18 protein-coding genes are annotated in these 19,519 nt (G+C 66.5%); 6 read left to right on the top strand and 12 right to left on the bottom strand.

The window, feature by feature from the left end:
- Positions 1-202 precede the first annotated feature (202 nt).
- From hemC to ppa, 5 genes are all read left to right on the top strand, one after another.
- Positions 203-1,111, top strand: a complete 909-nt coding sequence (gene hemC / locus AC1MEM_RS20150) for a hydroxymethylbilane synthase (protein ID WP_499477710.1) — start codon at positions 203-205, stop codon at positions 1,109-1,111.
- 15 nt (positions 1,112-1,126) lie between these two features.
- Positions 1,127-1,894: a uroporphyrinogen-III synthase gene (locus AC1MEM_RS20145; protein ID WP_499473525.1), complete on the top strand. Its 768-nt coding sequence runs from the start codon at positions 1,127-1,129 to the stop codon at positions 1,892-1,894.
- Positions 1,891-3,042 (top strand): uroporphyrinogen-III C-methyltransferase, encoded by a 1,152-nt coding sequence (locus AC1MEM_RS20140; RefSeq protein ID WP_499473523.1) that lies wholly within the window; start codon positions 1,891-1,893, stop codon positions 3,040-3,042. Before AC1MEM_RS20145 ends, AC1MEM_RS20140 begins: the two co-directional genes overlap by 4 nt.
- Before the next feature lie 37 nt (positions 3,043-3,079).
- Positions 3,080-4,246 (top strand): heme biosynthesis protein HemY, encoded by a 1,167-nt coding sequence (locus tag AC1MEM_RS20135; RefSeq protein WP_499477708.1) that lies wholly within the window; start codon positions 3,080-3,082, stop codon positions 4,244-4,246.
- A 134-nt stretch (positions 4,247-4,380) separates the two neighbouring features.
- Positions 4,381-4,920 carry an inorganic diphosphatase gene (gene ppa / locus AC1MEM_RS20130; protein WP_499473522.1) on the top strand — a complete coding sequence of 180 codons (540 nt, stop codon included), beginning with the start codon at positions 4,381-4,383 and terminating at the stop codon, positions 4,918-4,920.
- Positions 4,921-5,003: 83 nt separating this feature from the next.
- On the opposite strand, the gene AC1MEM_RS20125 is transcribed toward ppa, so the two are convergent.
- From AC1MEM_RS20125 to AC1MEM_RS20080, 10 genes are all read right to left on the bottom strand, one after another.
- Entirely contained in the window at positions 5,004-6,437 is a 1,434-nt protein-coding gene (locus tag AC1MEM_RS20125) for a PA domain-containing protein (RefSeq protein ID WP_499473520.1), read from the bottom strand.
- Entirely contained in the window at positions 6,430-6,822 is a 393-nt protein-coding gene (locus AC1MEM_RS20120; RefSeq protein WP_499473518.1) for a post-PEP-CTERM-1 domain-containing protein, read from the bottom strand. The genes AC1MEM_RS20125 and AC1MEM_RS20120 overlap by 8 nt, the downstream gene beginning before the upstream one ends.
- A gap of 337 nt (positions 6,823-7,159) precedes the next feature.
- Positions 7,160-8,233 (bottom strand): branched-chain amino acid ABC transporter permease, encoded by a 1,074-nt coding sequence (locus tag AC1MEM_RS20115; protein WP_499473516.1) that lies wholly within the window; start codon positions 8,231-8,233, stop codon positions 7,160-7,162.
- Between the two features lie 3 nt (positions 8,234-8,236).
- Positions 8,237-9,259, bottom strand: coding sequence for a branched-chain amino acid ABC transporter permease (locus AC1MEM_RS20110; RefSeq protein ID WP_499473514.1), 1,023 nt, complete (start codon positions 9,257-9,259; stop codon positions 8,237-8,239).
- Positions 9,260-9,269: 10 nt separating this feature from the next.
- Positions 9,270-9,995, bottom strand: a complete 726-nt coding sequence (locus tag AC1MEM_RS20105) for an ABC transporter ATP-binding protein (protein ID WP_499473512.1) — start codon at positions 9,993-9,995, stop codon at positions 9,270-9,272.
- Complete coding sequence (locus tag AC1MEM_RS20100; protein WP_499473510.1) at positions 9,988-10,779, bottom strand: ABC transporter ATP-binding protein; 792 nt, start codon at positions 10,777-10,779, stop codon at positions 9,988-9,990. Before AC1MEM_RS20100 ends, AC1MEM_RS20105 begins: the two co-directional genes overlap by 8 nt.
- Before the next feature lies 1 nt (position 10,780).
- Complete coding sequence (locus tag AC1MEM_RS20095; RefSeq protein ID WP_499477706.1) at positions 10,781-11,962, bottom strand: substrate-binding domain-containing protein; 1,182 nt, start codon at positions 11,960-11,962, stop codon at positions 10,781-10,783.
- Between the two features lie 20 nt (positions 11,963-11,982).
- Positions 11,983-12,726: a 3-oxoacyl-ACP reductase FabG gene (gene fabG / locus AC1MEM_RS20090; RefSeq protein ID WP_499473508.1), complete on the bottom strand. Its 744-nt coding sequence runs from the start codon at positions 12,724-12,726 to the stop codon at positions 11,983-11,985.
- Positions 12,727-12,739: 13 nt separating this feature from the next.
- Entirely contained in the window at positions 12,740-13,657 is a 918-nt protein-coding gene (locus AC1MEM_RS20085; RefSeq protein WP_499473506.1) for an alpha/beta fold hydrolase, read from the bottom strand.
- 76 nt (positions 13,658-13,733) lie between these two features.
- Positions 13,734-15,254 (bottom strand): class I adenylate-forming enzyme family protein, encoded by a 1,521-nt coding sequence (locus AC1MEM_RS20080; RefSeq protein WP_499473504.1) that lies wholly within the window; start codon positions 15,252-15,254, stop codon positions 13,734-13,736.
- 101 nt (positions 15,255-15,355) lie between these two features.
- Here AC1MEM_RS20080 and AC1MEM_RS20075 point away from each other — a divergent pair, with 101 nt between their 5' ends.
- Positions 15,356-16,288: a LysR family transcriptional regulator gene (locus AC1MEM_RS20075; protein ID WP_499473502.1), complete on the top strand. Its 933-nt coding sequence runs from the start codon at positions 15,356-15,358 to the stop codon at positions 16,286-16,288.
- A gap of 61 nt (positions 16,289-16,349) precedes the next feature.
- Here the strand turns inward: AC1MEM_RS20075 and AC1MEM_RS20070 are convergent, their stop codons facing one another.
- Together AC1MEM_RS20070 and AC1MEM_RS20065 are read right to left on the bottom strand one after the other, a co-directional pair.
- Positions 16,350-18,629 carry a TonB-dependent receptor gene (locus AC1MEM_RS20070; RefSeq protein WP_499473500.1) on the bottom strand — a complete coding sequence of 760 codons (2,280 nt, stop codon included), beginning with the start codon at positions 18,627-18,629 and terminating at the stop codon, positions 16,350-16,352.
- Between the two features lie 303 nt (positions 18,630-18,932).
- Complete coding sequence (locus tag AC1MEM_RS20065; protein WP_499473498.1) at positions 18,933-19,280, bottom strand: hypothetical protein; 348 nt, start codon at positions 19,278-19,280, stop codon at positions 18,933-18,935.
- Positions 19,281-19,519 lie beyond the last annotated feature (239 nt).

Raw genomic sequence — 19,519 nt, 5'->3', positions numbered from 1 at the left:
GAGGCCGCATGCTAAAATTTGTGATCTTATGCAAGAGGCGTTGCTAAAGCTGATTTACTAAAGCTGATACTGGCATCGGCCGGGTCGGCGCAACGGCAGTGAAACAATTCGTTTTGAAAGCACTTACATGACGCAGCAGCAGCAGCCAGCAGTACGCTTGCCAACACAGCTGATTATCGCCTCGCGCGAGAGCCGCCTCGCCATGTGGCAGGCCGAGCACGTACGCGACCGTCTCGCCGCATTATATCCAGATTGCCAAATCAGCATTCTCGGGATGACGACGCGCGGCGACCAGATCCTCGACCGCACGCTCTCGAAAGTCGGCGGCAAGGGCCTGTTCGTCAAGGAGCTCGAAGTCGCGATGGCCGAAGGCCGCGCCGACCTGGCCGTGCATTCGCTGAAAGACGTGCCGATGGACCTGCCGGAAGGGTTCGAGCTGGCGGCCGTGCTCGAGCGCGAAGATCCGCGCGATGCCTTTGTCTCGAACGATTACGCCAGTCTCGACGCACTCCCGCCCGGCGCCGTGGTCGGCACCAGCAGCCTGCGCCGCCAGGCCCTGGTCGCCGCGCGCTACCCGCAGCTCGTCATCAAGCCGCTGCGCGGGAACCTCGATACCCGCCTCGGCAAGCTCGATCGCGGCGAGTACGCGGCCATCATCCTGGCCGCCGCCGGCTTGAAACGCCTCGGCCTGCCGCAGCGTATCCGCGCCGTGCTGGCGCCGGAACTGAGCCTGCCGGCCGCCGGCCAGGGCGCGATGGCGATCGAGATCGCGAGCGGCGCGCGTTCGGATGGCGTCGATTTGCAGGCGATCCTCGCGCCCCTGAACCACGCGGACACGCGCCATGCCGTGCTGGCCGAGCGCAAGGTGTCGAAAATTTTCGGCGGCAGCTGCCAGATCCCGCTGGCCGCGCATGCGACCGTCGACGGCGCCAGCATGCACCTGCGCGCGATGGTCGCCACGCCGGATGGCACGCGCAGCGCCGTTGCCGAACTGACCGGTCCCGCCGATCGCCCGGAACTGCTGGGCGAGCAGGTGTCGGCGCTGCTGGAAAAACAGGATGCGCAGGCGATCCTGGCCGTCTGCCGGCTCGATGCCGCGCCTGACGCCTGAACCTCGCCTTCGCTGATGCCAGGCTCTGTCGTCATCACCCGTCCGCGCGCCCAGGCCGAGGGCCTGGCGCAGGCCGTGGCAAAGCTCGGCCGCACGCCGGTGCTGCTGCCGCTGCTGGAGATCGCGCCACTGGCGGACCAGTCGGCCTTGCGCGCGGTGTTGGCTGAACTCGACCGTTACGCGCTGGTCGCCTTCGTGTCGCCGAATGCGATCGACGCGGCGTTTGCGCATATCGCGCACTGGCCGCGCCAGGTGGCGCTGGCCGTACTGGGCGAGGGCAGCCGCGCCGCGCTGGCGAAGCATGGGCTCGACGCCGGCAATGCCACCATCCTCGGCCCGCTCGACCCGACGCGCAGCGATTCGGAGAACTTGCTGGCTTCGCTCGACCTTGCCGCATTGGCCAGCAAGCGCGTGCTGATCGTGCGCGGCGAGTCGGGGCGCGAACTGATGGCCGACGGTTTTCGCGCCGCCGGCGCCGAGGTGACGGTCATCCCCGCCTATCGCCGCAGCGTGCCGGCCCTGGGCCCCGAGCTGGACGCGACGCTCTGCGCCTTGCTGGACACGCCGAACGACTGGATAATCACGAGCTCGGAGGCGCTGCGGGGGCTGTTCGACCTGCTGCGCCAGCTTGGCGATGCCCGATTGGATCAAATGCAACAGCAGCACGTCATCGTGCCGCACGCCCGGATTGCCGCCACCGCGCAGGCACTCGGGCTGGCGCGGGTGACGCTTACCGGCTCGGGCGACGAGCGTTTGCTTGCCGCGTTACAATCTCAAAAATGAACGAATTGCCGAATAGTCCAGAGCTGCCGCCGACGCAGCCACCGATACAGCCACCCCAGGCGCCGCCGGCGCCGGCTTCCGAATCGTATCGCCCGCGCGCCCCGGAGCGCAGGGCAGGCCCTGCGCTGGGCGAACAGCTCACGCGCCCGCTGCCGCTGGCGGTCATGGTGCTGGCCGTGCTGCTGGCAGCCCAGACCTGGTCCAGCCACAGCCGCATCAACACGCTGCGCCAGGAAATGGCGCGCAGCCTGCAAAAGGGCAATGAGACGAATGCCGAGACCGCCTCGCTGGCGCGCGACGTTGCCGAGCAATCGAAAGCGCTGCAGCTGAAAGTGGGCGTGCTCGAGAGCCGCCAGCTCGAGAACCAGAGCCAGCAGCTGGCCCTCGAACAGCTGTATGCGGACCTGTCGAAGAGCCGCGACGAGTGGGCGCTGTCGGAAGTGGAGCAGGTCCTGTCCACCGCCAGCCAGCAGCTGCAATTGGCCGGCAACCTGCAGGGCGCGCTGATCGCGCTGCAGAATGCCGACCGTTCGCTGTCGCGCTCGGACAAGCCGCAGTTCATCGCCGTGCGCCGCGCGATTGCCGGCGACCTGGAAAAACTCAAGGCCACGCCGGCGGTGGACCTCGCGGGCGTCGCCCTGCGCCTGGACAGCGTCATCGGCCAGGTCGACACGCTGCCGCTGCTGTCGGACGAAAAGCCGCTGCTGCCGGCGGCGCCCTTGCGCGCCCAGCGTGCCCAAAAACAGGCCACGCCTGCCGCCCCCCTCGGCATCGGCGAGCGCATGCTCGCCACCTGGCGTAACTGGAGCGAGGAAATGTGGGACGACGTGCGCCAGCTGATCCGGGTGCGCAGCGTCAATACGCCGGAAGCGCTGATGCTGTCCCCGGGCCAGAATTATTTTGTCCGCGAAAACCTGAAGTTGCGCCTCCTGAACGCGCGCCTGGCGCTGCTCTCGCGCGACGAGACGACCTTCGCCGGCGATTTGGCGGCCGCCCAGGAAACGCTGGACAAGTATTTCGACACGCGCGCCCGCACCACGCAGCAGGCGCAGTCGGCGCTGCGCCAGGTACAGGCGAACAATCTCGCCATCGAGATGCCGACGCTGGCGGACAGCCTGAACGCCGTTCGCAACTACAAGAAGCCTTGAATAATTTATGCGTCTACTTCTCTGGTTAGTCGCCCTGATGGCCACGGCCATCGGCATCGCCGTGACGGCGCGCTTCAATCCGGGCAACGTGGTGCTGTTCTACCCGCCGCACCGGATCGACATGTCGCTGAACCTGTTCGTGGTGCTGCTCGCGCTCCTGTTCCTGACGCTCTACGGCCTGGCGCGCGCGATCGTCGCGACCTTGCGCATGCCCCAGCGCGTGGCCGCCTACCGCCAGCGCAAGCGTGAGCGCGAAGGCAACAAGGGCATGCGCGACGCCCTGAAAGCCCTGTTCGAGGGCCGCTTCGGCCATGCCGAAAAGGCCGCCATGCGCGCCGCCGAACTGCCGGAAAACGCGGGCCTCGCCGCCCTGATCGGCGCGCGCGCCGCGCACCGCATGCGCGAGCCGGCCCGGCGCGATGCCTGGCTGGCCGGCGTCGCCCACGACAACGCCCTGAAAACGGCGCGCCTGATGACGGTCATCGAACTGCTGGTCGACGACCACCAGCCGGAAGCGGCGCTGGCCGCGGTCGACGAACTCAACGCCAGCGGCCAGCGCCACATCCACGCCCTGCAATGGTCGATGAAGGCCAACCAGCAAGCGCGCAACTGGCCGGAAGTGCTGCGCCTGGTGCGCATCCTGGACAAGCGCAAGGCGCTGCACCCGGCGCTCGCCGCGCGGCTGCGCGAGCTGGCCTACGAGGCGCTGCTGTCGGAAGAGGGACGCGACCCGGAAGCGATCCGCCGCGTCTGGGCCGGCGTGCCGGCGCCCGATCGTACCAAGCCCTATATCGCCGCACGGGCGGCGGCCGCCTTCAACGCCAGCGGCCTGCAGGACGAAGCGCGCGTGATCGCCGAAGAGGCATTGAAGGCAGGCTGGGACGAACGCGTCGTGCGCGCTTACCGCGATGCCGCCGGGCCGGCCGGCTCGCCGACCTTGCTGGCGCAAATCGAGCACTGCGAAGCCTGGCTGCGCGAGCGTCCGAACGACGCGGAACTGGCGCTCACGCTCGGTTCCCTCTGCCTGCGCCAGAAACTCTGGGGCAAGGCCCAGCGCTACCTCGAACTGGCGCTGTCCGACGCCACCCAGTCGCACATGGTGCGCGACGTCCACCTGAAGCTGGCGCAGCTGCACGAGGCGCTGGGGCAGGAGGAGTCGGCGGCGAGTCATTACCGGCAGAGCGCGCTGGCGACCATGCTGTAATCGGGCGCGGTTCCGCCGGCACCTACGATCCTCCTCCGACCAATCCGCACGGCAAGGTGCTGCGCCGCACAAGCGTATGCTGATTCGATATAATGTTTCCCTTTATTGATTCTTCAGCAACCAAGGAACGACCCATGAGCCTGAACCACGTCCCAGCCGGCCGCGATGTGCCGAACGACTTCAACGTCATCATCGAAATCCCGATGAACGCCGATCCGATCAAGTACGAAGTGGACAAGGACACCGGCGCGATCTTCGTCGACCGTTTCATGGGCACCGCGATGCACTATCCGTGCAACTACGGCTATGTGCCGCAAACCCTGTCCGACGACGGCGACCCGTGCGACGTGCTGGTGATCACCCCGTTCCCGCTGTTCCCGGGCGTGGTCGTGCGTTGCCGCGCGATCGGCGTGCTGAAGATGACCGACGAAGCTGGTGGCGATGCCAAGATCCTGGCCGTGCCTGTCGACAAGATCCTGCCGATCTACAGCCACTGGCAAAAGCCGGAAGACCTGCAAGACCTGCGCCTGCAGCAGATCCAGCACTTCTTCGAGCACTACAAGGACCTCGAAAAAGGCAAGTGGGTCAAGATCGAAGGCTGGGAAGGCCCTGAGGCAGCGAAAGAAGAGATCGTCAACGGCGTCGCGGCGTACAAGGCAAAAGAGCAGAAGTAATACGCTTGCTGTTCGTGAGAAGGCCCGCCCACCCTCGAGGTGGCCGGGCCTTTTTTATTGCAGGGCCTTAGCGTCGATCGGGCTTACCATCCAATATCTTGCAGCAGCGGATAGGTCAGGTCGCGCGGCGGCGTGACGGTGTGCGTCAGGTCCGAATTGATCGCCGGTTCCATCAACTGGTTCGGCTTGGCATCGGTCGTGTAATGCGACACCGAGGAACCGGGCGCGTTCGTGGTCGGCGTGTACATCAGGATGCGGCTGCGGTTGTCGGCGCCGGCCAGGCGGTGCCGGTAGACACTGAGGCTGGCGAAGACGCCGGAGCGGGTGCGCGAGCGCGCCTGCAGCGCCGCGCGCAGTTTCACGCCGGCTTCCTGCGTTACCCGCACCGACGGGATCCGGATGTTCGGGTCGCTGCCGCTCATGCCGGCCGGCTCGCCCGGCGCATTGTCGGCCACCACCATGCCGATCGCGCCCGCCGCCTGGACGTTGCGCGCCTTGTCGACAAAGGCGCAGGTGCCGCGCGAGACGAGCGCGATGTTGCCGCGCACTGCCCAGGCATTGTGCTTGTTCAGGGGCGCGCAGGCCAGGCCGCTACCGTCGGGCTGGTCGATCACCGGCATCAGCTGTCCCTTGACGGGCCGGCGGCCGAGCGGCGGGCCGAACGAGGCGTCGCCGACCTGGTAGTCGCCGGACGCGCGGCCGGCGACCTTGCCGAAGACGGTCATGCGCGAGCGTGGATCGAGTACCGCCGGCACGGCCGCGGTAACGATCCGGCCATTCCAGGACAGGCCGTTGCCGCTGATGGCCGAGGCCACCCGCTGTTCGGGCGTCATGTTGACCCAGAGCTGCTCGGTGCGGTTGTCGACGAGGTAATGGTCCCAGACCGAGGGAAGGTCGAGGATTTCGGCGCCGGTTTCGTCGTCGGTGAAGGTCTGGAAGCCCAGGCCGTGCGCCATTTCGTGCAGCAGCACGGTGACGAGGTCGAGGGCCTCGCCGGCATTGTTGTCCAGCCCGAGGTAGAAGCCGGGACCGGGCAGGCAATCCGGGAACAGGCCGAGGCGTGAATTGAAGCGCGCGATGATGTGCGGCTCGCCCGGGGTGGAGACATCGACCCCTGCGAGTTTGCTCGCCAGCGCGCTGGGATACCAGGTGGCTGCACGCGGCGCGTTGGGGAAGTCGGACCAGATCTCGTTGGCGCCGGCCGAACCGAGCACGGCGCTGCTCGCGGTGCAGGACAGCGGCACGAAGGAGGCGCCGATGCGGATCGGCACGCTGCTGCCGAGGGTGGCGCCCCAGATGTCGGCCGCGTGCTGGAACGCGATCAGGCGCTGCTCGCCGAGCGTGACGCCGGGATTGCCGCCGACCGCCGTGGCCGGCGTCGGGTCGTTGAAGCCGATGCCGGGCGCGTTCTGGTTGACGATGGTGATGGTGGCGGCCTGGGCGCCGACCTGGGCGGCGGCAAAGGCGGCGCAGGACAGCACGAGGGCGGCAACGCGGCCAAGCGGGGACTTATTCATGTGACTGCTCCTTGTGCTGGGCTGGCGCTGGGGTGTGGACGGCCTTGTCGGCGGCCGCGGCGCCCTGTACGCATTGGTCGTGCAGCTTGCCGTCGGCATCGCGCGTGACGACCGAATAGACGAGGCTGCGCTCGCCGAGCCTGACCTGGCGGCTGCCGCCCGGATGGGTCACGAGGGCCGGCTGCGCCGGGGCGGCCATGGCCGCGGATGCGCGGGCGGGCGGCGCCAGCGCGCGGCTCTCGGCTGCGGTGGGCGCGCGCAACTGCCCGGTCTCGGCGTCGCGCACGACGACCATGCCGGGTTGCTCCTGCGCCGAGGACGGCGAGGCCAGTGCGGCGCACAGGGCGGCGCACGGCAGGACTGCGAGTAGGTTTTTATAAGACATGGTGGGTCTCCGCTCAAGCTTCAGATGACGGCTTGCGGCGCATGAAACTCGGCGCGCCCAGGCCAGGGGCCAGCATCAGGTGCAACGATGGTCGGGGAACCGCCGTTACTACTCGGACCGTGTCGAGCCCGAGGTAGTTCAGGGTGCCGGCTCAGACCATCATATGAGCTGAACGATCACGAACCTTGATCTGGCTTCAATGTGCGTAACGGTAGAGCGGGCAGGAATTTCGTGTGCGCGCGGGAATGTTTTTTGCACCAAGGTGGTGCAAATGGACGGGGCAAGGGGGGAAGCAGCAGCGCGCGGACGGCAGGACGCCGCCCGCGCGCAAGAGCGGTCAGCGGCGGGCCAGGTGGCTGCGCAGGCGCAGCTTGCCGACGATCCCGATCGGGAAGAAATAGATCGACAGGACGAAGAGCACGCCCAGCCACAGCATCCAGCGGTCCGGGTGCAGGGCCGCTGCCAGCAGCGGCACGCCTTCCATCGCGGCCGAACCGTGCGCCATCAGTTCCTTCAGGTAGTTCTGGGCCAGGATGAAGAGCGCGGCGCCGACCACCGCGCCATACATCGTGCCCATGCCGCCGATCACCACGATCAGCAGGATGTCGGTCATCACCTCGAAACCCAATGAGGTCTTGGGGCCGACATAGCGCAGCCACAAGGCCATCAGCGCGCCGGCCAGCGCCGCCACCAGCGCGGCCAGGCAGTTGGCCCAGATGCGGTAGACGACGGTGCGGTAGCCGAGCGCCTCGGCGCGGAACTCGTTTTCGCGGATCGCCTGCAGCACCCTCCCGAACGGCGAGTTTACGAGGCGCAGCAGGAACAGGAACAGGAGCAGGCAGCCGAAGAACACCAGGTAATAGCTGAGCAGCTTGCCGTCGATCGCACGCCCGAACACGGCGTTCTCGACCAGCGTGAAGCCGGGCGAGAGCACTTCCGGCACGCTGAAGGTCTTGCCGTCTTCGCCGCCCGTGAAATCCGACAGCTGCGAGGCGAGAACCGCGAACGAGGAAGCCACCGCCAGCGTGATCATCGCGTAGAAGATGGCGCGCACGCGCAGGGCGAACAGGCCGACGACCGTGGCCAGCGCGAGCGCCAGCAGCAGCGCGAGCCCGAGGCCGGTGAGCGCGGCCGACCAGGTCGGCTCGTCGACGGAAGAGAGACCCAGGCCGATGCCGTAGGCGCCGATCCCGTAGAACATCGTGTGCGCGAACGAGACGATGCCGGTGTAGCCGAGCAGCAGGTCGTAAGAGGCCACCAGCACGATGTAGACGCAGATCGTGGCCGCCGTATTCAGTGGACGCGCGCCGCTGGTGAGGAAGGGCGCGCAGGCCAGGCCGAGGAAGATCAGCAGCAGGACCAGCGTGAGGATGCGGCTGCGCGGCAGGTCGCCGGAAAGAAGTCGGTTCATGAGTCAGTTCCGCGATGTCGAATACAGACCGGCCGGACGCCACATCAGCACAGCGATCATCAGGGCGATGTTCGAGACCAGCGCGAATTTCGGCGCCAGGAAGCCGGCATAGTTGGCCACCAATGCCATCAGCAGCGAACCGATGAAGCAGCCGCCCACCGAACCGAGGCCGCCGATGATGATGACGATGAAGATCATGACGATGGTCTCGCTCCCCATCGCGGCCGACAGGGTTTCCTTGTACAGGCCCCACATCACGCCGCCCAGGCCGGCCAGCGCGGAACCGGCCGCGAACACGGCCACGAACAGGCGCCGGATGCGGTAGCCGAGGCTCTCGACCATGTCGCGGTTTTCCACGCCGGCGCGGATCAGCAGGCCGATCTTGGTGCGGTTCAGCGTGAGGAAGAGCACCGCGAACACGACCAGGCCGACCACGACCGCCAGCAGCCGGTATTTCTCGATCGCCGCGTCGCCCAGGAAGATCGCGCCGCGCAGGGAAGTCGGCAGCGGCAGCGGAATCGTTTCCGCGCCCCAGATCACGTTGATCAGCTGTTCGGCCACGATCATGCCGCCCATCGTGATCAGGATCTGCTTCAAATGCTGGCCATACACCGGCATGATGATGATGCGCTCGAAGGCCCAGCCCAGCAAGGCGGTAACCACCATCGCCAGCGTGACGGCCAGGCCCAGCACGCCGAGGTTGAGCAGCAGCGAATCGGCTTCGAGCCAGCCGCGCATCGGCAGCAGCACGAGCGTCGCGGCAAAGGCGCCGACCGAGACAAAGGCGCCATGGCCGAAGTTCAGCACGTCCATCAGGCCGAAGACCAGCGTCAGGCCGCTGGCCATGATGAAGATCATCATGCCCATCGCGAGGCCGGCAACGGTCAATGTGACCCAGGTGGGGAAACTGCCGACCAGCGGCAGCATGAGCAATGCCAGCACGGGAATAAGCAGCAGCGGCGCCGGGTCGCGCTTCGCAGCCGGCAGCGGCGTGTCCGTTGGCGCGAGGGGGAGGCTTGCACTCATCGTTTCAATCCTATTGGTGGGAAGCGAGCGACAGGCCGAGCAGGCGCTGCTGGAGCTCATCGTCGTTCGCCAGCGCTGCCATGCTGCCGGCATGGGCCACGCGGCCGTCGTCCATCACGCTGACGCTGTCGCCGAGCGAGCGCACGAAATTGAAGTTCTGCTCGACCAGCAGGATGGTGGTCTCAAGCTCTTTCAACTCGCGGAAGGCCGCGATCAGGCTTTGCACGATGCTGGGGGCCAGGCCCTTGGTCGGCTCGTCGACCAGCAGCAGTTTTCTCGGCTCGATGATCGCGCGGGCGATCGCCACCATCTGCTTCTGCCCGCCCGAGAGGTTCCCCGCGGGGTAGTTCCAGAATTTTTTCAGGGCCGGGAAAAAGCCGAAGATCCAGTCGACGCGCGCCCCGTCCATCGGCCCATTGCGCGCGGCGAGGTGCAGGTTTTCGCGCACCGTCAAATCCGAAAACACGGCCATGCTTTCCGGGACATAGGCGATCCCGAGACGCGCGATGTCCGGCGTGGCCAGCTTCGTGATGTCCTGGCCGTCGAAGGTGATTGAGCCGGCGCTGGCCTTCCACAAGCCCATGATGGTGCGCAGGGTCGTGGTCTTGCCGGCGCCGTTGCGGCCCAGCAGCACCGACAGGCCGCCGCGCGGCACGGCCAGGTCGACGCCTTGCAGGATGTGGTACTGGCCGATGTGGGTGTGCACGCCGGATAACGTCAGGAGCGGTTCAGGCATGTTCGGGCTCCGGTGTTCCAAGATAGGCTTCCTGTACGATCTTCGATTGCATGACGTCGGCGGGCATGCCGTCGGCGACGAGGGTGCCGTTATGCAGCACGATGATGCGGTCGGCCAGCTGGCGCACCACGTCCATCTTGTGCTCGACCAGCAGCACGGTCTTGTTGGCGTCGCGTTTCACGGCGTGGATCAGGTCGAGCACCACCGGCACTTCGTCGACGCTCATGCCAGCGGTGGGCTCGTCGAACATCAATATATCCGGCTCCAGGGCCAGCAGGATCGCCACTTCCAGCTTGCGCTGGTCGCCATGCGAGAGCGAGCCGACGTGGGCGTCGCGCTTGCCCGCCATCGCCACGCGCTCGAGATAGTGTTCGGCGCGGTCGATCAGTTCCTTGTGCCCGAACCAGACCGAGAACATATTGAGTCCCAGCCCGGCGCGGCTTTGCACGGCCAGGCGCACGTTTTCCATCACCGTCAGGTTGGGGAATAAATTCGTGAGCTGGAAGGCGCGGCCGATACCGAGCCGGGTGCGCTTCGCAGCGCCGGCGCGGGTGACATCGAGCCCCTTCAACAGCACGCTGCCCGAAGTTGCCGACAGCTGGCCCGAGACCAGGTTGAAATACGTCGTCTTGCCGGCCCCGTTCGGGCCGACGATCACCGTCAGCGTGCCCGGATAGAAGTCGGCCGTGACCCCGTTCACGGCGACGTGTCCGCCGAAGCGGATCGTCAGGTCGCGCGTGGACAGGGAGGGCTGCCGTGCCGCCTGTGCGTTGCTAGGCTCCATCTCAGCGCTTGTTCCTGACCGGCAGCGGCAGCTCGGCGGCCGGGATCTCGCGCACCAGTTCCAGCAAGTCCCATTCGTCCTTCTGGTCCTTCTTGATGCGGAAGTGGTACATCGATTGCAGCGCCTGGTGGTCTTCCTTGCGGAAGCTCATCGGGCCTTTCGGCGTGTCGAATTTCATGCCTTCCATGGCGGCCACCAGTTGGTCGCCATTCCCGCTGGGGACCTTCGACAGCGCGTTGAACACGGCGCTGGCCGCGGCAAAACCGCCGGCGGTGAACATGTCGGGCGGGGCCTTGAAGCGCCTGGTGTGTTCCGCCACCAGCCAGTCGTTCATCTTGTTCTTCGGGAAGGCGTAGTAATAATAGATCGTGCCCTCCGTCCCGGCGTAGTTCTTCCAGGTCTTCATCACCGGCAGGATGTTCCCGCCCGGCGCCAGCGAGATGCCGAAGCGCTCGGGCTTCATGTCGGCGATCTTGTTCATCGGGTTCGGGCCGGCCCAGACGATGCCCAGGACGCGCGGCTGCGGCTTGTCTTTCAATGCGTCGAACAGGCGCTGCGTCGGCGCGGTGAAGTCGGTCGCGGTGGCCGGCGCGTATTCCTCGTGCACCACCTTCGCCTTGCTGCCGGTGGCGGCCAGCGCTTCCTTGCCGGCCTTGACGCCGTCGCGCCCGAACGCATAGTCCTGGGCCAGGAAGGCGACGCTGCCGCCTTTCAGGGTAGTGGCGGCGGCCAGCGCATCCTGCATCGAACTGCGCGCGGTACGGAAGATGTACTTGTTCCACTTGTCGCCGGTGATGGCGTCGGCCACGGCCGGTTCGATGACCAGGACCTTCTTGTATTCCTTCGCCACAGGCAGCATGGCGATCGCCGAGCCGGAAGACGACGTGCCGACCGCGATCTCGACCTTGTCGTCGCCATAGGCTTCGGCCAGCAGCGTGCGGCCCAGGTCCGGCTTGCTCTGGTCGTCCTTGACGATGACCTTCAGCTTGCGTCCGCCGATTTCCATCTTGCCGCCGGTGAGGTATTCCAGGCCCAGCATGAAGCCGGTCTCGGTTTCCTTGGCATAGGCTTCGAGCGGGCCGGTCTTGCCGGCGATGAGGGCGATTTTCAGGTCGGGGCCGGCGGCGTGGGCCGAGGCGCCCACGGTGGCCGTGACCGCGCCGGCGATCAGCAGGGGTAGCATCTTTTTCATTGTCGTCTCCGTCATAGTGTCAATCCGCCCGTCACTTCGAGCGTCGCGCCGTTAATGTAACTTGCTTCGTCCGACAGCAGGAAAACGGCCGCGTCCGCGATCTCGCGCGGCTGTCCCATCCGCTTCTGCGGAATTTGCGCCACCATGTCCTCGACCACCCGTGCGGGCATCGAGGACAGGATCGGTGTTTCGATAAAGCCCGGGCAGATGGCGTTGCTGCGCACGCCTTTGCGCCCCAGTTCGCGGGCCCAGGTCTTGCTCATGCCGAGTACGCCTGCCTTGGCGGCGGCGTAGTTGGTTTGCCCGAAATTCCCCGACATGCCGACAATCGACGAGATGTTGACGATCGCGCCTTGGCTCGCCAGCAAGGCATCGACACACGCGCGGGTGCTGTTGAAGACCCCCTTCAGGTTGATGCCGATCACCCGGTCCCACTGCTCCTCGCTCATCCTGGCCAGCTGCGCATCGGCGACCACGCCGGCATTGTTGACCAGGCCGTGGATGCGGCCGAAGCGCGCCAGCGTGGCGCCGGCGGCGTGCCGTACGGCCGCCAGGTCGGAGACATCGACGATGAAACCGGCGAGGTTGGCGCGCGTGGTCAGGGCGCCGATGCGTTCGAGCGCGGCGGCAACCGCGTCGGCCTGGTAGTCCCATAGGGCCACGTTCGCGCCCTCGGCGGCGCAGCGCTCGGCGATGGCCAAGCCGATTCCCTGGGCGCCGCCGGTCACGATGATGGTCTTTCCTGTCAAATTCATGTCTTTTTTCCGTTCAATCGACCTGGTCGAGGAAGGCGCGCAGCGCGGTCTGGGATGCGCACTCCATCAGCATGGGAGCGTGGCCGACGTCGGGCACCTCCGCCACCGCCAGCGACGGCGCCGCCGCGCGCATCATGGCCACCTGCTCCGCTTCGATCAGGTCGGACAGGGTGCCGCGCAGCAGCAGCGTAGGGCGCGCGCGCGCCAGGCGCCGGAAGGCGTAGCGCGCGATCATGGAAGTGGGCTTGATCTTGCCGGCCTTGATCGCGACGGCGATATTCGGGTCATAGCGCATTGCCAATTCGCCGCTCCCGGTGTCGGCAAAGGCGCGCCGCGCCCATTTGTCCCAGTCCGCCCCGGAATTCGACGGGAAGGCACAGCCGTTGATGGTGCGCAGGTACTGCGCCGCTTCCTCCCACGTGGCCGGCGGCTTGCCGCCACCGACGTAGCCGGCGATGCGTTCCAGGCCGCGCAGCGAGAGCGCGGGGCCGATGTCGTTCAGGACTGCGGCCGCGATCAGGTCCAGCCGGCGCATGGCGAGCGTCATCGTGATCAGTCCGCCCATCGAGGTGCCGATGAACACGGCGCGGGCGATGCCCAGGTCTTTTGCCAGCTTGGCGACGTCGCCGGCATACACGACCGGGTTGTAATGCCTGGGGTCGGGATCGTAGGCCGAGTTGCCGCGGCCGCGCACATCGACCGCCAGCACGCGCCGCCCCTGGCCCGCGATCCACGGCGCGACTTCCTCGAAGTCGGCGGCGTTACGCGTCAGGCCGTGGATGCAGATGACGGGCAGGCGGGCGCGGCCGCTGGCGGCCGGGTAATCGCGCGCGTACAGCTGCAGGCCGTCGGTGCTGGTGAAGCGAAGTTCGGAATAGGTCGACACATTGGCACCGTTGGTGAGGTTACGGGTGAGCACGCCGGAGTGCATGCTCTGCAGTTTGCGCGAAAACGCCAGGCTCTGGAAGGCAGGGGGGCGCCCACCGTGTGTGCATGAATGCACAGCCTCAGATGGCACGCCCGCGTCCGCTCCAGTAGGGGTCGCGCAGCACGCGTTTGAGGATCTTGCCCGCCACGCTGCGCGGCAATTCGTCCATCAGGAGCACCCGGCTGACCCGCTGGTAACGGGCGCCGACGCGTTCGTTGATCCATTCGCGCAAGGCGTCGGCGTCGAGCGCTTCGCCGGGGCGCAGCTGGACCGCCGCGACCGGGGTTTCGCCCCATTTATCGTCGGGCACGCCGAACACGACCGCTTCCGCAACCTGCGGATGGCGGGCGATGACTTCCTCGATGTCGTGCGGGTAGACCTTGACGCCGCCCGAGTCGATCATGTCTTTCTTGCGGTCGACCAGGTAGAGGAATCCGTCCTCGTCGACATAGCCGAGGTCGCCCGTCATGAGCCAGCCGTCGCGGATGGCCTCGGCGGTGAGTGCGGGCTGCTTGTAGTAGCCCGGCATCAGGAACGGCCCCTGTCCGGCGATTTCGCCGACTTCTCCCGCGCCCAGCGCCTGGCCCTGTTCATCGACTATGCGCAGCGAAAAAAATGGCGGCGGGATGCCCACCGAGCCGCGCTTGCGGACGGCATCGGCGCGGTCGAGGATGGTGACGAAGCCCTCGGTCAGTCCATACAGCTCGTGCAGGCGCGCCGGCAACAGCGCCTCGAGCCGCTCCTTGTGCGCCAGCGGCAAAGGGGCGCCCAGCGAGACCAGCACCTGCAGCGACGCCAGGCGCGCCGGGTCGAAGCCGGGCAGGTCGAGGACCGCGGCCAGCTGCGACGGCACCAGCATGGTATGGGTCACGCGCTCGCGTTCAACGGTGTCGACAAAGGCGGCGGCGTCGAATTGCGGGTGCAGGATGAACCCGGCGCCGGTCGTCAGCGCCGGCAGCAGCGTGACGAACGCACCGTTGAAGAGGAGTGCCCCGGTGTGCAGGACGACCGACTCCGGCGCCATGCGCCAGGCATTGGCCAGCAGCGTGGCGTAGTGGGCCCGGATGCGGTGGGTCAGCGCGATTCCCTTGGGCAGGCCGGTGGTGCCGCTGGTGTACATGATGTTGAACAGGTCGTCCGGGGCGATCGCCGCGGCGTCGGGGGCGGCGGGCGCCGCGCGCGCGGAATGGACGAAATCGTCGTATTCGGCGCCGGTGCGGATGCGCAGGCAGGACAGGCAGGCGCTCGCGTCCGCGCTGGCGGCCTCGGTGGCGGCGCTGCAGACGATCAGCGCCGGTTCGGCGTCGGCCAGCAGGGTGCGCAGGCCGGCCGCCGTCAGCAGGGGCGACAGCGGCACCGCCACCGCGCCGATGCGCGCGCAGGCCCAGTAGAGCTCGACCAGCTCCGGGCAGTTGGCCAGGACGGTGACGACGCGGCTGCCGTGGCCGACGCCGGCGCCATGCAGTGCGCGGGCGAGGGCGTCGACGCGCCGCTCCAGCTGCGCCCAGCAGAGCCATTCTGCGCCGAATGCGAATGCCCGCGCCTGCGGCCGGTAGCGGGCGTGATGGGCGACGAGGCCGCCGATGTTCAGGGAGTCCATGGGTATCCTTGAGTGAACGATCAGGCAATTCTAGTGCGGGGTGATGCCGATCGGTGACGAAGAAATTGCCATATGCTTGTGCATTGATGCACAATGGAATCATGAAAACCTTGCCTGAATGGACAGACCTGCGTTTCTTCCTCGAACTGGCCCGCAGCGGCACCCTGTCGGGCGCTTCCCGTGGGCTCCAGGTCGAGCACACCACCGTGGCGCGCCGGATCGACCGGCTCGAGGCGCAACTGGGTTCGACGCTGTTCGACCGCTCGCGCGAGGGCTACGAACTGACCGAAATGGGCGCGGCGCTGCTGCCGCATGCCGAGGCAATGGAAAGCGCGGCCCTGGCCGCCCAGGACCAGTTGAGCGGCAACCGGGTGGGCGTGCGCGGCGTGGTGCGCCTTGGGGTGCCGGAAGTGCTGGGCGTGCGCATCATCACGCCACTGCTGTCGCGCTTCCTGCAATCGCATCCCGACCTGTCGATCGACTTGCTGGTGCAGCCGCGCTTCGCCAACCTGGCCAACCGCGAGGCAGACCTCGGCGTGACGCTCGATGCACCGAACACGGGGCGCTACATGGTCACGCGGCTGGCGTCCTTCCGCGTCTACCTGTACGGTTCGCCCGACTACCTGGCACGGCGCCCGGTGCGCAGCCGCGCCGACCTGGCGAACCACGATTTCGTCGATTACGTGCAGGACCGGCTGGCCAGCAACGAGCTCAACTTCCTCGATGAACTCGGATTCACGCCGCGCCGGCGCCTGTGCTGCACCGGCATGATGGCGCAAGCCGAGGCGGCCGCGGCCGGGCTCGGGCTGATCATGGCGCCGCCCTATGTGATTCCGGCCGACGGCAGCCTGGTGCCGGTCATGCAGGACGCGATCTACGCCGAGCGCGCCTACTGGATGGTGGCGCCCGTCGACCTGTACCGCCTGCCGCGCGTGCGCGCCGTGTGGAATCTGCTGCGCGAATACGCCGATACCCAGCCGGCCCTGTTCGCCCATCCCGACAGCACGCCGGCGGCCGGCGCGCGGCGCCGCTGAGCGGCCACGGGAAATAAAAAAGGGCGCCCGCCGGGCGCCCTTGCCGTTCATGCGGGCCGGATCAGAACTTGTAGGCCAAGGTCAGGCGCACGGTGCGCGGATCGCCGTAGAAGGTGGTGACCGTGTTGAAGAAACCCGAGAAATTGTAGCCCGCGACCTTGTAGCGCTTGTCGCCCAGGTTGCGGCCATGCAGGCCGACCTGCAGCTTGCGGTCGCGGCTGGTCCAGACCAGGCCGGCGTCGAACAGCGTGTAGCCGCCCTGGGCCAGCATCAGGTTGCCCGGTACCGTGGCGTCGAGGGCGGCGGTGGCGCCGAGGCGCGCGAACTCGGTCTGGTAGACCATGCTCTTGTATGAGCTGCTGCCCAGCAGCGACAGCGAGCCGCTGCGGCCCATCATCGTCAACGGCCAGTCGTAGCTTGCCGAGAGGTTGGCGGCATGCCGGGGCGTGTTCTGGAACTCGGCCTGGTCGGCCACGTTCTTCAGGCCCGTGCCGTTCGCAACGATCCACTCGTCGTGATTGGCGTCGATGAAGCTGTACATGGCGCTGATGCTCAGCGCATCGGTCGGGCGCATCACCGCTTCGAGTTCGACGCCCTTGATCTTGGCCTTGCCGGCGTTGGTCAGCGAGCCGGCGAAGCCGTTCACGTTGCCGGCCGCATCGTAGGTCGGGATCGAGCCGGGAATCTGCACGTTCTTGTACTTGCTGAAGAACACGGCCGCGTTGGTTTGCAGGCGCCCGCCGGCCATGTTCGACTTCAGGCCCAGTTCCACCGAGGTGACGGTTTCAGGATCCACGCCCTTGCGCTTTTGCAGCGAGGCGGCCGAGTTCGGGTTGCCGCCGAGGTCCATGCGCGGGTCGTACATGCCGCCCTTGAAGCCCTGGGTGGCGGTGCCGTACAGGTTGTGGTCGGGCGCCAGCTTCCAGCCGAAACCGAGCTTCGGCGTGAACTTGGTGTCGGTCCGGTTCAGGTCGTTCTTCGACATGTCGGTGTTGGTCGGCAGGCCCACGGCCGCCGGGTTGCCCAGGGTCGGCGAGCCGGTCGGGCTGACGTAATTGCGCTTGAAGATGCGGGCGCTGCGTTCGTCGTCGGTATAGCGGCCGCCGACGTTGATGTTGAAGCTGTCGGTCAGCGAGTAGCTCAGGTCGGCGAAGGCGGCCCAGGTGCGGGTGTCGATGTCGTCGAGAGTGTACAGCGACAGGCCGGAGAACAGCACGTCGAACTCGTTGAAGGCATTGCTCTTCATGTAGAACAGGCCGGCCACGCCCTGGATCTTCGCGCCGGTGTAGGTCAGCTGGAATTCCTGGCTCTTCTGGTTGTCGGAATAGATCGACGGTGCTTCGAACAGCGGCGTATTGAGCGAATCGAAGTCGATCGGCGCGTACGATTTCGACTTGCGGTAGGCGGTGATGGACTTGACGGACAGGGTCGGGTCGATCGCGTAGTCGACCAGCAGCGAGCTGCCCTGGGTGATCACCTGCTGCTCGTGGCCGTTGACCTGGTAGAGGTTGGCGCGGGTGTCGTAGTCGCCGCCCAGCGGCGCGAGACTGGCCGGGGCCGGGCCATTGGTCAGGCGGTAGCCCTGCTTCGGCTGCGAATCGTCGACGGTGCGGTCGGCGGCGAGGCGGATGAAGAGATCGGGAACCGGGTTGGCCTCGACGCTGACGCGTCCGGCGAGCACGTCCTTGTTGTAGTTTTCCCTGCCGTTGACGACGTTGCGGCCGAACCCGTCGCGGTTGAAGGTGCCGATGGTGGCGCCGATGCGCAGCATGTCGTTGATCGGCGTGCTGGCCTTCAGGACCAGGTCTTTCTCGCCGTAGTTGCCGAAGGTCGCCTTGGCATCGAAGGTGGGCTTGGCGGCCAGCTTGCGGGTCACGTATTTGACCGCGCCGCCGATGGTGTTGCGGCCGTACAGGGTTCCTTGCGGACCGCGCAGCACTTCAATGCGTTCGAGGTCGTAGATGTCGGTCAGTGCGCCTTGCGGACGGACCAGGTAGATGTCGTCGAGGTAGATGCCGACCCCCTGTTCGAAACCGGCCACCGGGTCTTGCTGGCCGACGCCGCGGATGAAGGCGGTCAGCGTGGTATTCGTGCCGCGCGAGCTTTTCAGGGTGGTATTCGGCAGCGTGTCGGCCAACGCGGTCAGGTCGGGGGTGGCGCGTTTTTCGAGTTCGGCGCCGGAGATGGCAGTGACCGCGCCCGGCACGTCCTGGATCAGTTCTTCGCGGCGGCGCGCGGTGACGACGACCCGGGTGGTCTCGACGCCGGCAACCTCGGTCTCGGCGGTGTTCGTCTGTGCCAGGGCGGAGTCGGCGACTGTAACGGCAGGAAGGGCCATCATTACCGCAACAGAACGTCGCAGCATCGCCTTATGTTTCTTCGAAATACGCATTACAGTCTCCAAAGGTTTATGTTTCTTGTACGCGGGCCGAGACCCATCGCCTTGGAGTGTGCGACTTTTCCTTGTTGAGTTAAAGATAAAGGCTTGCAAGGCCTGTGTGCAAAATTGCACACAGGCGCATCGGGGACGGCGTCGCCGCACGGCACAGGAATGAGGAATGGGCTGAAAGCGTGCCGGACGCTGCGCGCCGGCAGCGTAGTAAACATGCAACTCTTGAGTGTGGTCAAGACTTGTGCGGTTTAGTCACGAACGAGTCCTGGACGCGCATGTAATCTGCGCCGCGAGCAAGACGTCGCAGTCAGGTTGGCTGATCCTGGCACGGAAAAAGCGATATGCTCGGAATAATGAAAAATTGCTTTCATAGCCAGAAATTTGTTTGCGCAAGGGGTAGGCATGACTAATTCGGGTCCGGTGCTGGTGCGCGGCTTCGTGTCGGCTGACGAGCGTCAGGTCAACACGATTGCGCGTGCCGGCTTCGCGCAATACGAAGGGCGCTACGCTGGCTGGCTTTCGTTCAATGACGGGATCGGACAAACGGCGCAGTTGGCTGCGCGCCGCGATCTTTCCGGAGGCGTGGTCGGTGATTCGCATGCTCGTGGTCGCACCGGAACATCGCGGCCTGGCATAGGTGCGCGGCACGATCGGGCGCCGGCGGTGGGATTGCACACCAGGCCCCTGATGGCCTCGGCGCTACGGATATACACGGCGTTCGGGTTCAAGCGCGATTCGTACCTTCCGCCGATCAGGGGCGTGCATATGGGCGCTATGTATTGCGGGCAGATGGACTCGGTGCTGCCATTGCCCGGCTGGTGGGGCGCTAACGTAGGGAC

Source organism: Telluria sp. AIW5, from assembly GCF_056680575.1.
The sequence above is the reverse complement of the archived record's forward strand: the minus strand, read 5'-3'. Positions and strand labels throughout refer to the sequence as shown.

Excerpts from the sequence above, each read along its gene's own strand:
- AC1MEM_RS20140 (WP_499473523.1), top strand. The coding sequence starts at position 1,891 with ATGAACGAATTGCCGAATAGTCCAGAGCTGCCGCCGACGCAGCCACCG.
- fabG (WP_499473508.1), bottom strand. The coding sequence starts at position 12,726 with ATGAATTTGACAGGAAAGACCATCATCGTGACCGGCGGCGCCCAGGGA.
- AC1MEM_RS20100 (WP_499473510.1), bottom strand. The coding sequence starts at position 10,779 with ATGGAGCCTAGCAACGCACAGGCGGCACGGCAGCCCTCCCTGTCCACG.
- AC1MEM_RS20120 (WP_499473518.1), bottom strand. The coding sequence starts at position 6,822 with ATGTCTTATAAAAACCTACTCGCAGTCCTGCCGTGCGCCGCCCTGTGC.
- AC1MEM_RS20070 (WP_499473500.1), bottom strand. The coding sequence starts at position 18,629 with ATGATGGCCCTTCCTGCCGTTACAGTCGCCGACTCCGCCCTGGCACAG.
- AC1MEM_RS20085 (WP_499473506.1), bottom strand. The coding sequence starts at position 13,657 with ATGCACTCCGGCGTGCTCACCCGTAACCTCACCAACGGTGCCAATGTG.
- AC1MEM_RS20095 (WP_499477706.1), bottom strand. The coding sequence starts at position 11,962 with ATGCTACCCCTGCTGATCGCCGGCGCGGTCACGGCCACCGTGGGCGCC.
- AC1MEM_RS20110 (WP_499473514.1), bottom strand. The coding sequence starts at position 9,259 with ATGAGTGCAAGCCTCCCCCTCGCGCCAACGGACACGCCGCTGCCGGCT.
- hemC (WP_499477710.1), top strand. The coding sequence starts at position 203 with ATGTGGCAGGCCGAGCACGTACGCGACCGTCTCGCCGCATTATATCCA.
- AC1MEM_RS20080 (WP_499473504.1), bottom strand. The coding sequence starts at position 15,254 with ATGGACTCCCTGAACATCGGCGGCCTCGTCGCCCATCACGCCCGCTAC.
- AC1MEM_RS20145 (WP_499473525.1), top strand. The coding sequence starts at position 1,127 with ATGCCAGGCTCTGTCGTCATCACCCGTCCGCGCGCCCAGGCCGAGGGC.
- AC1MEM_RS20105 (WP_499473512.1), bottom strand. The coding sequence starts at position 9,995 with ATGCCTGAACCGCTCCTGACGTTATCCGGCGTGCACACCCACATCGGC.
- AC1MEM_RS20135 (WP_499477708.1), top strand. The coding sequence starts at position 3,080 with ATGGCCACGGCCATCGGCATCGCCGTGACGGCGCGCTTCAATCCGGGC.
- AC1MEM_RS20125 (WP_499473520.1), bottom strand. The coding sequence starts at position 6,437 with ATGAATAAGTCCCCGCTTGGCCGCGTTGCCGCCCTCGTGCTGTCCTGC.
- AC1MEM_RS20115 (WP_499473516.1), bottom strand. The coding sequence starts at position 8,233 with ATGAACCGACTTCTTTCCGGCGACCTGCCGCGCAGCCGCATCCTCACG.
- AC1MEM_RS20075 (WP_499473502.1), top strand. The coding sequence starts at position 15,356 with ATGAAAACCTTGCCTGAATGGACAGACCTGCGTTTCTTCCTCGAACTG.
- ppa (WP_499473522.1), top strand. The coding sequence starts at position 4,381 with ATGAGCCTGAACCACGTCCCAGCCGGCCGCGATGTGCCGAACGACTTC.
- AC1MEM_RS20065 (WP_499473498.1), bottom strand. The coding sequence starts at position 19,280 with ATGCGAATCACCGACCACGCCTCCGGAAAGATCGCGGCGCGCAGCCAA.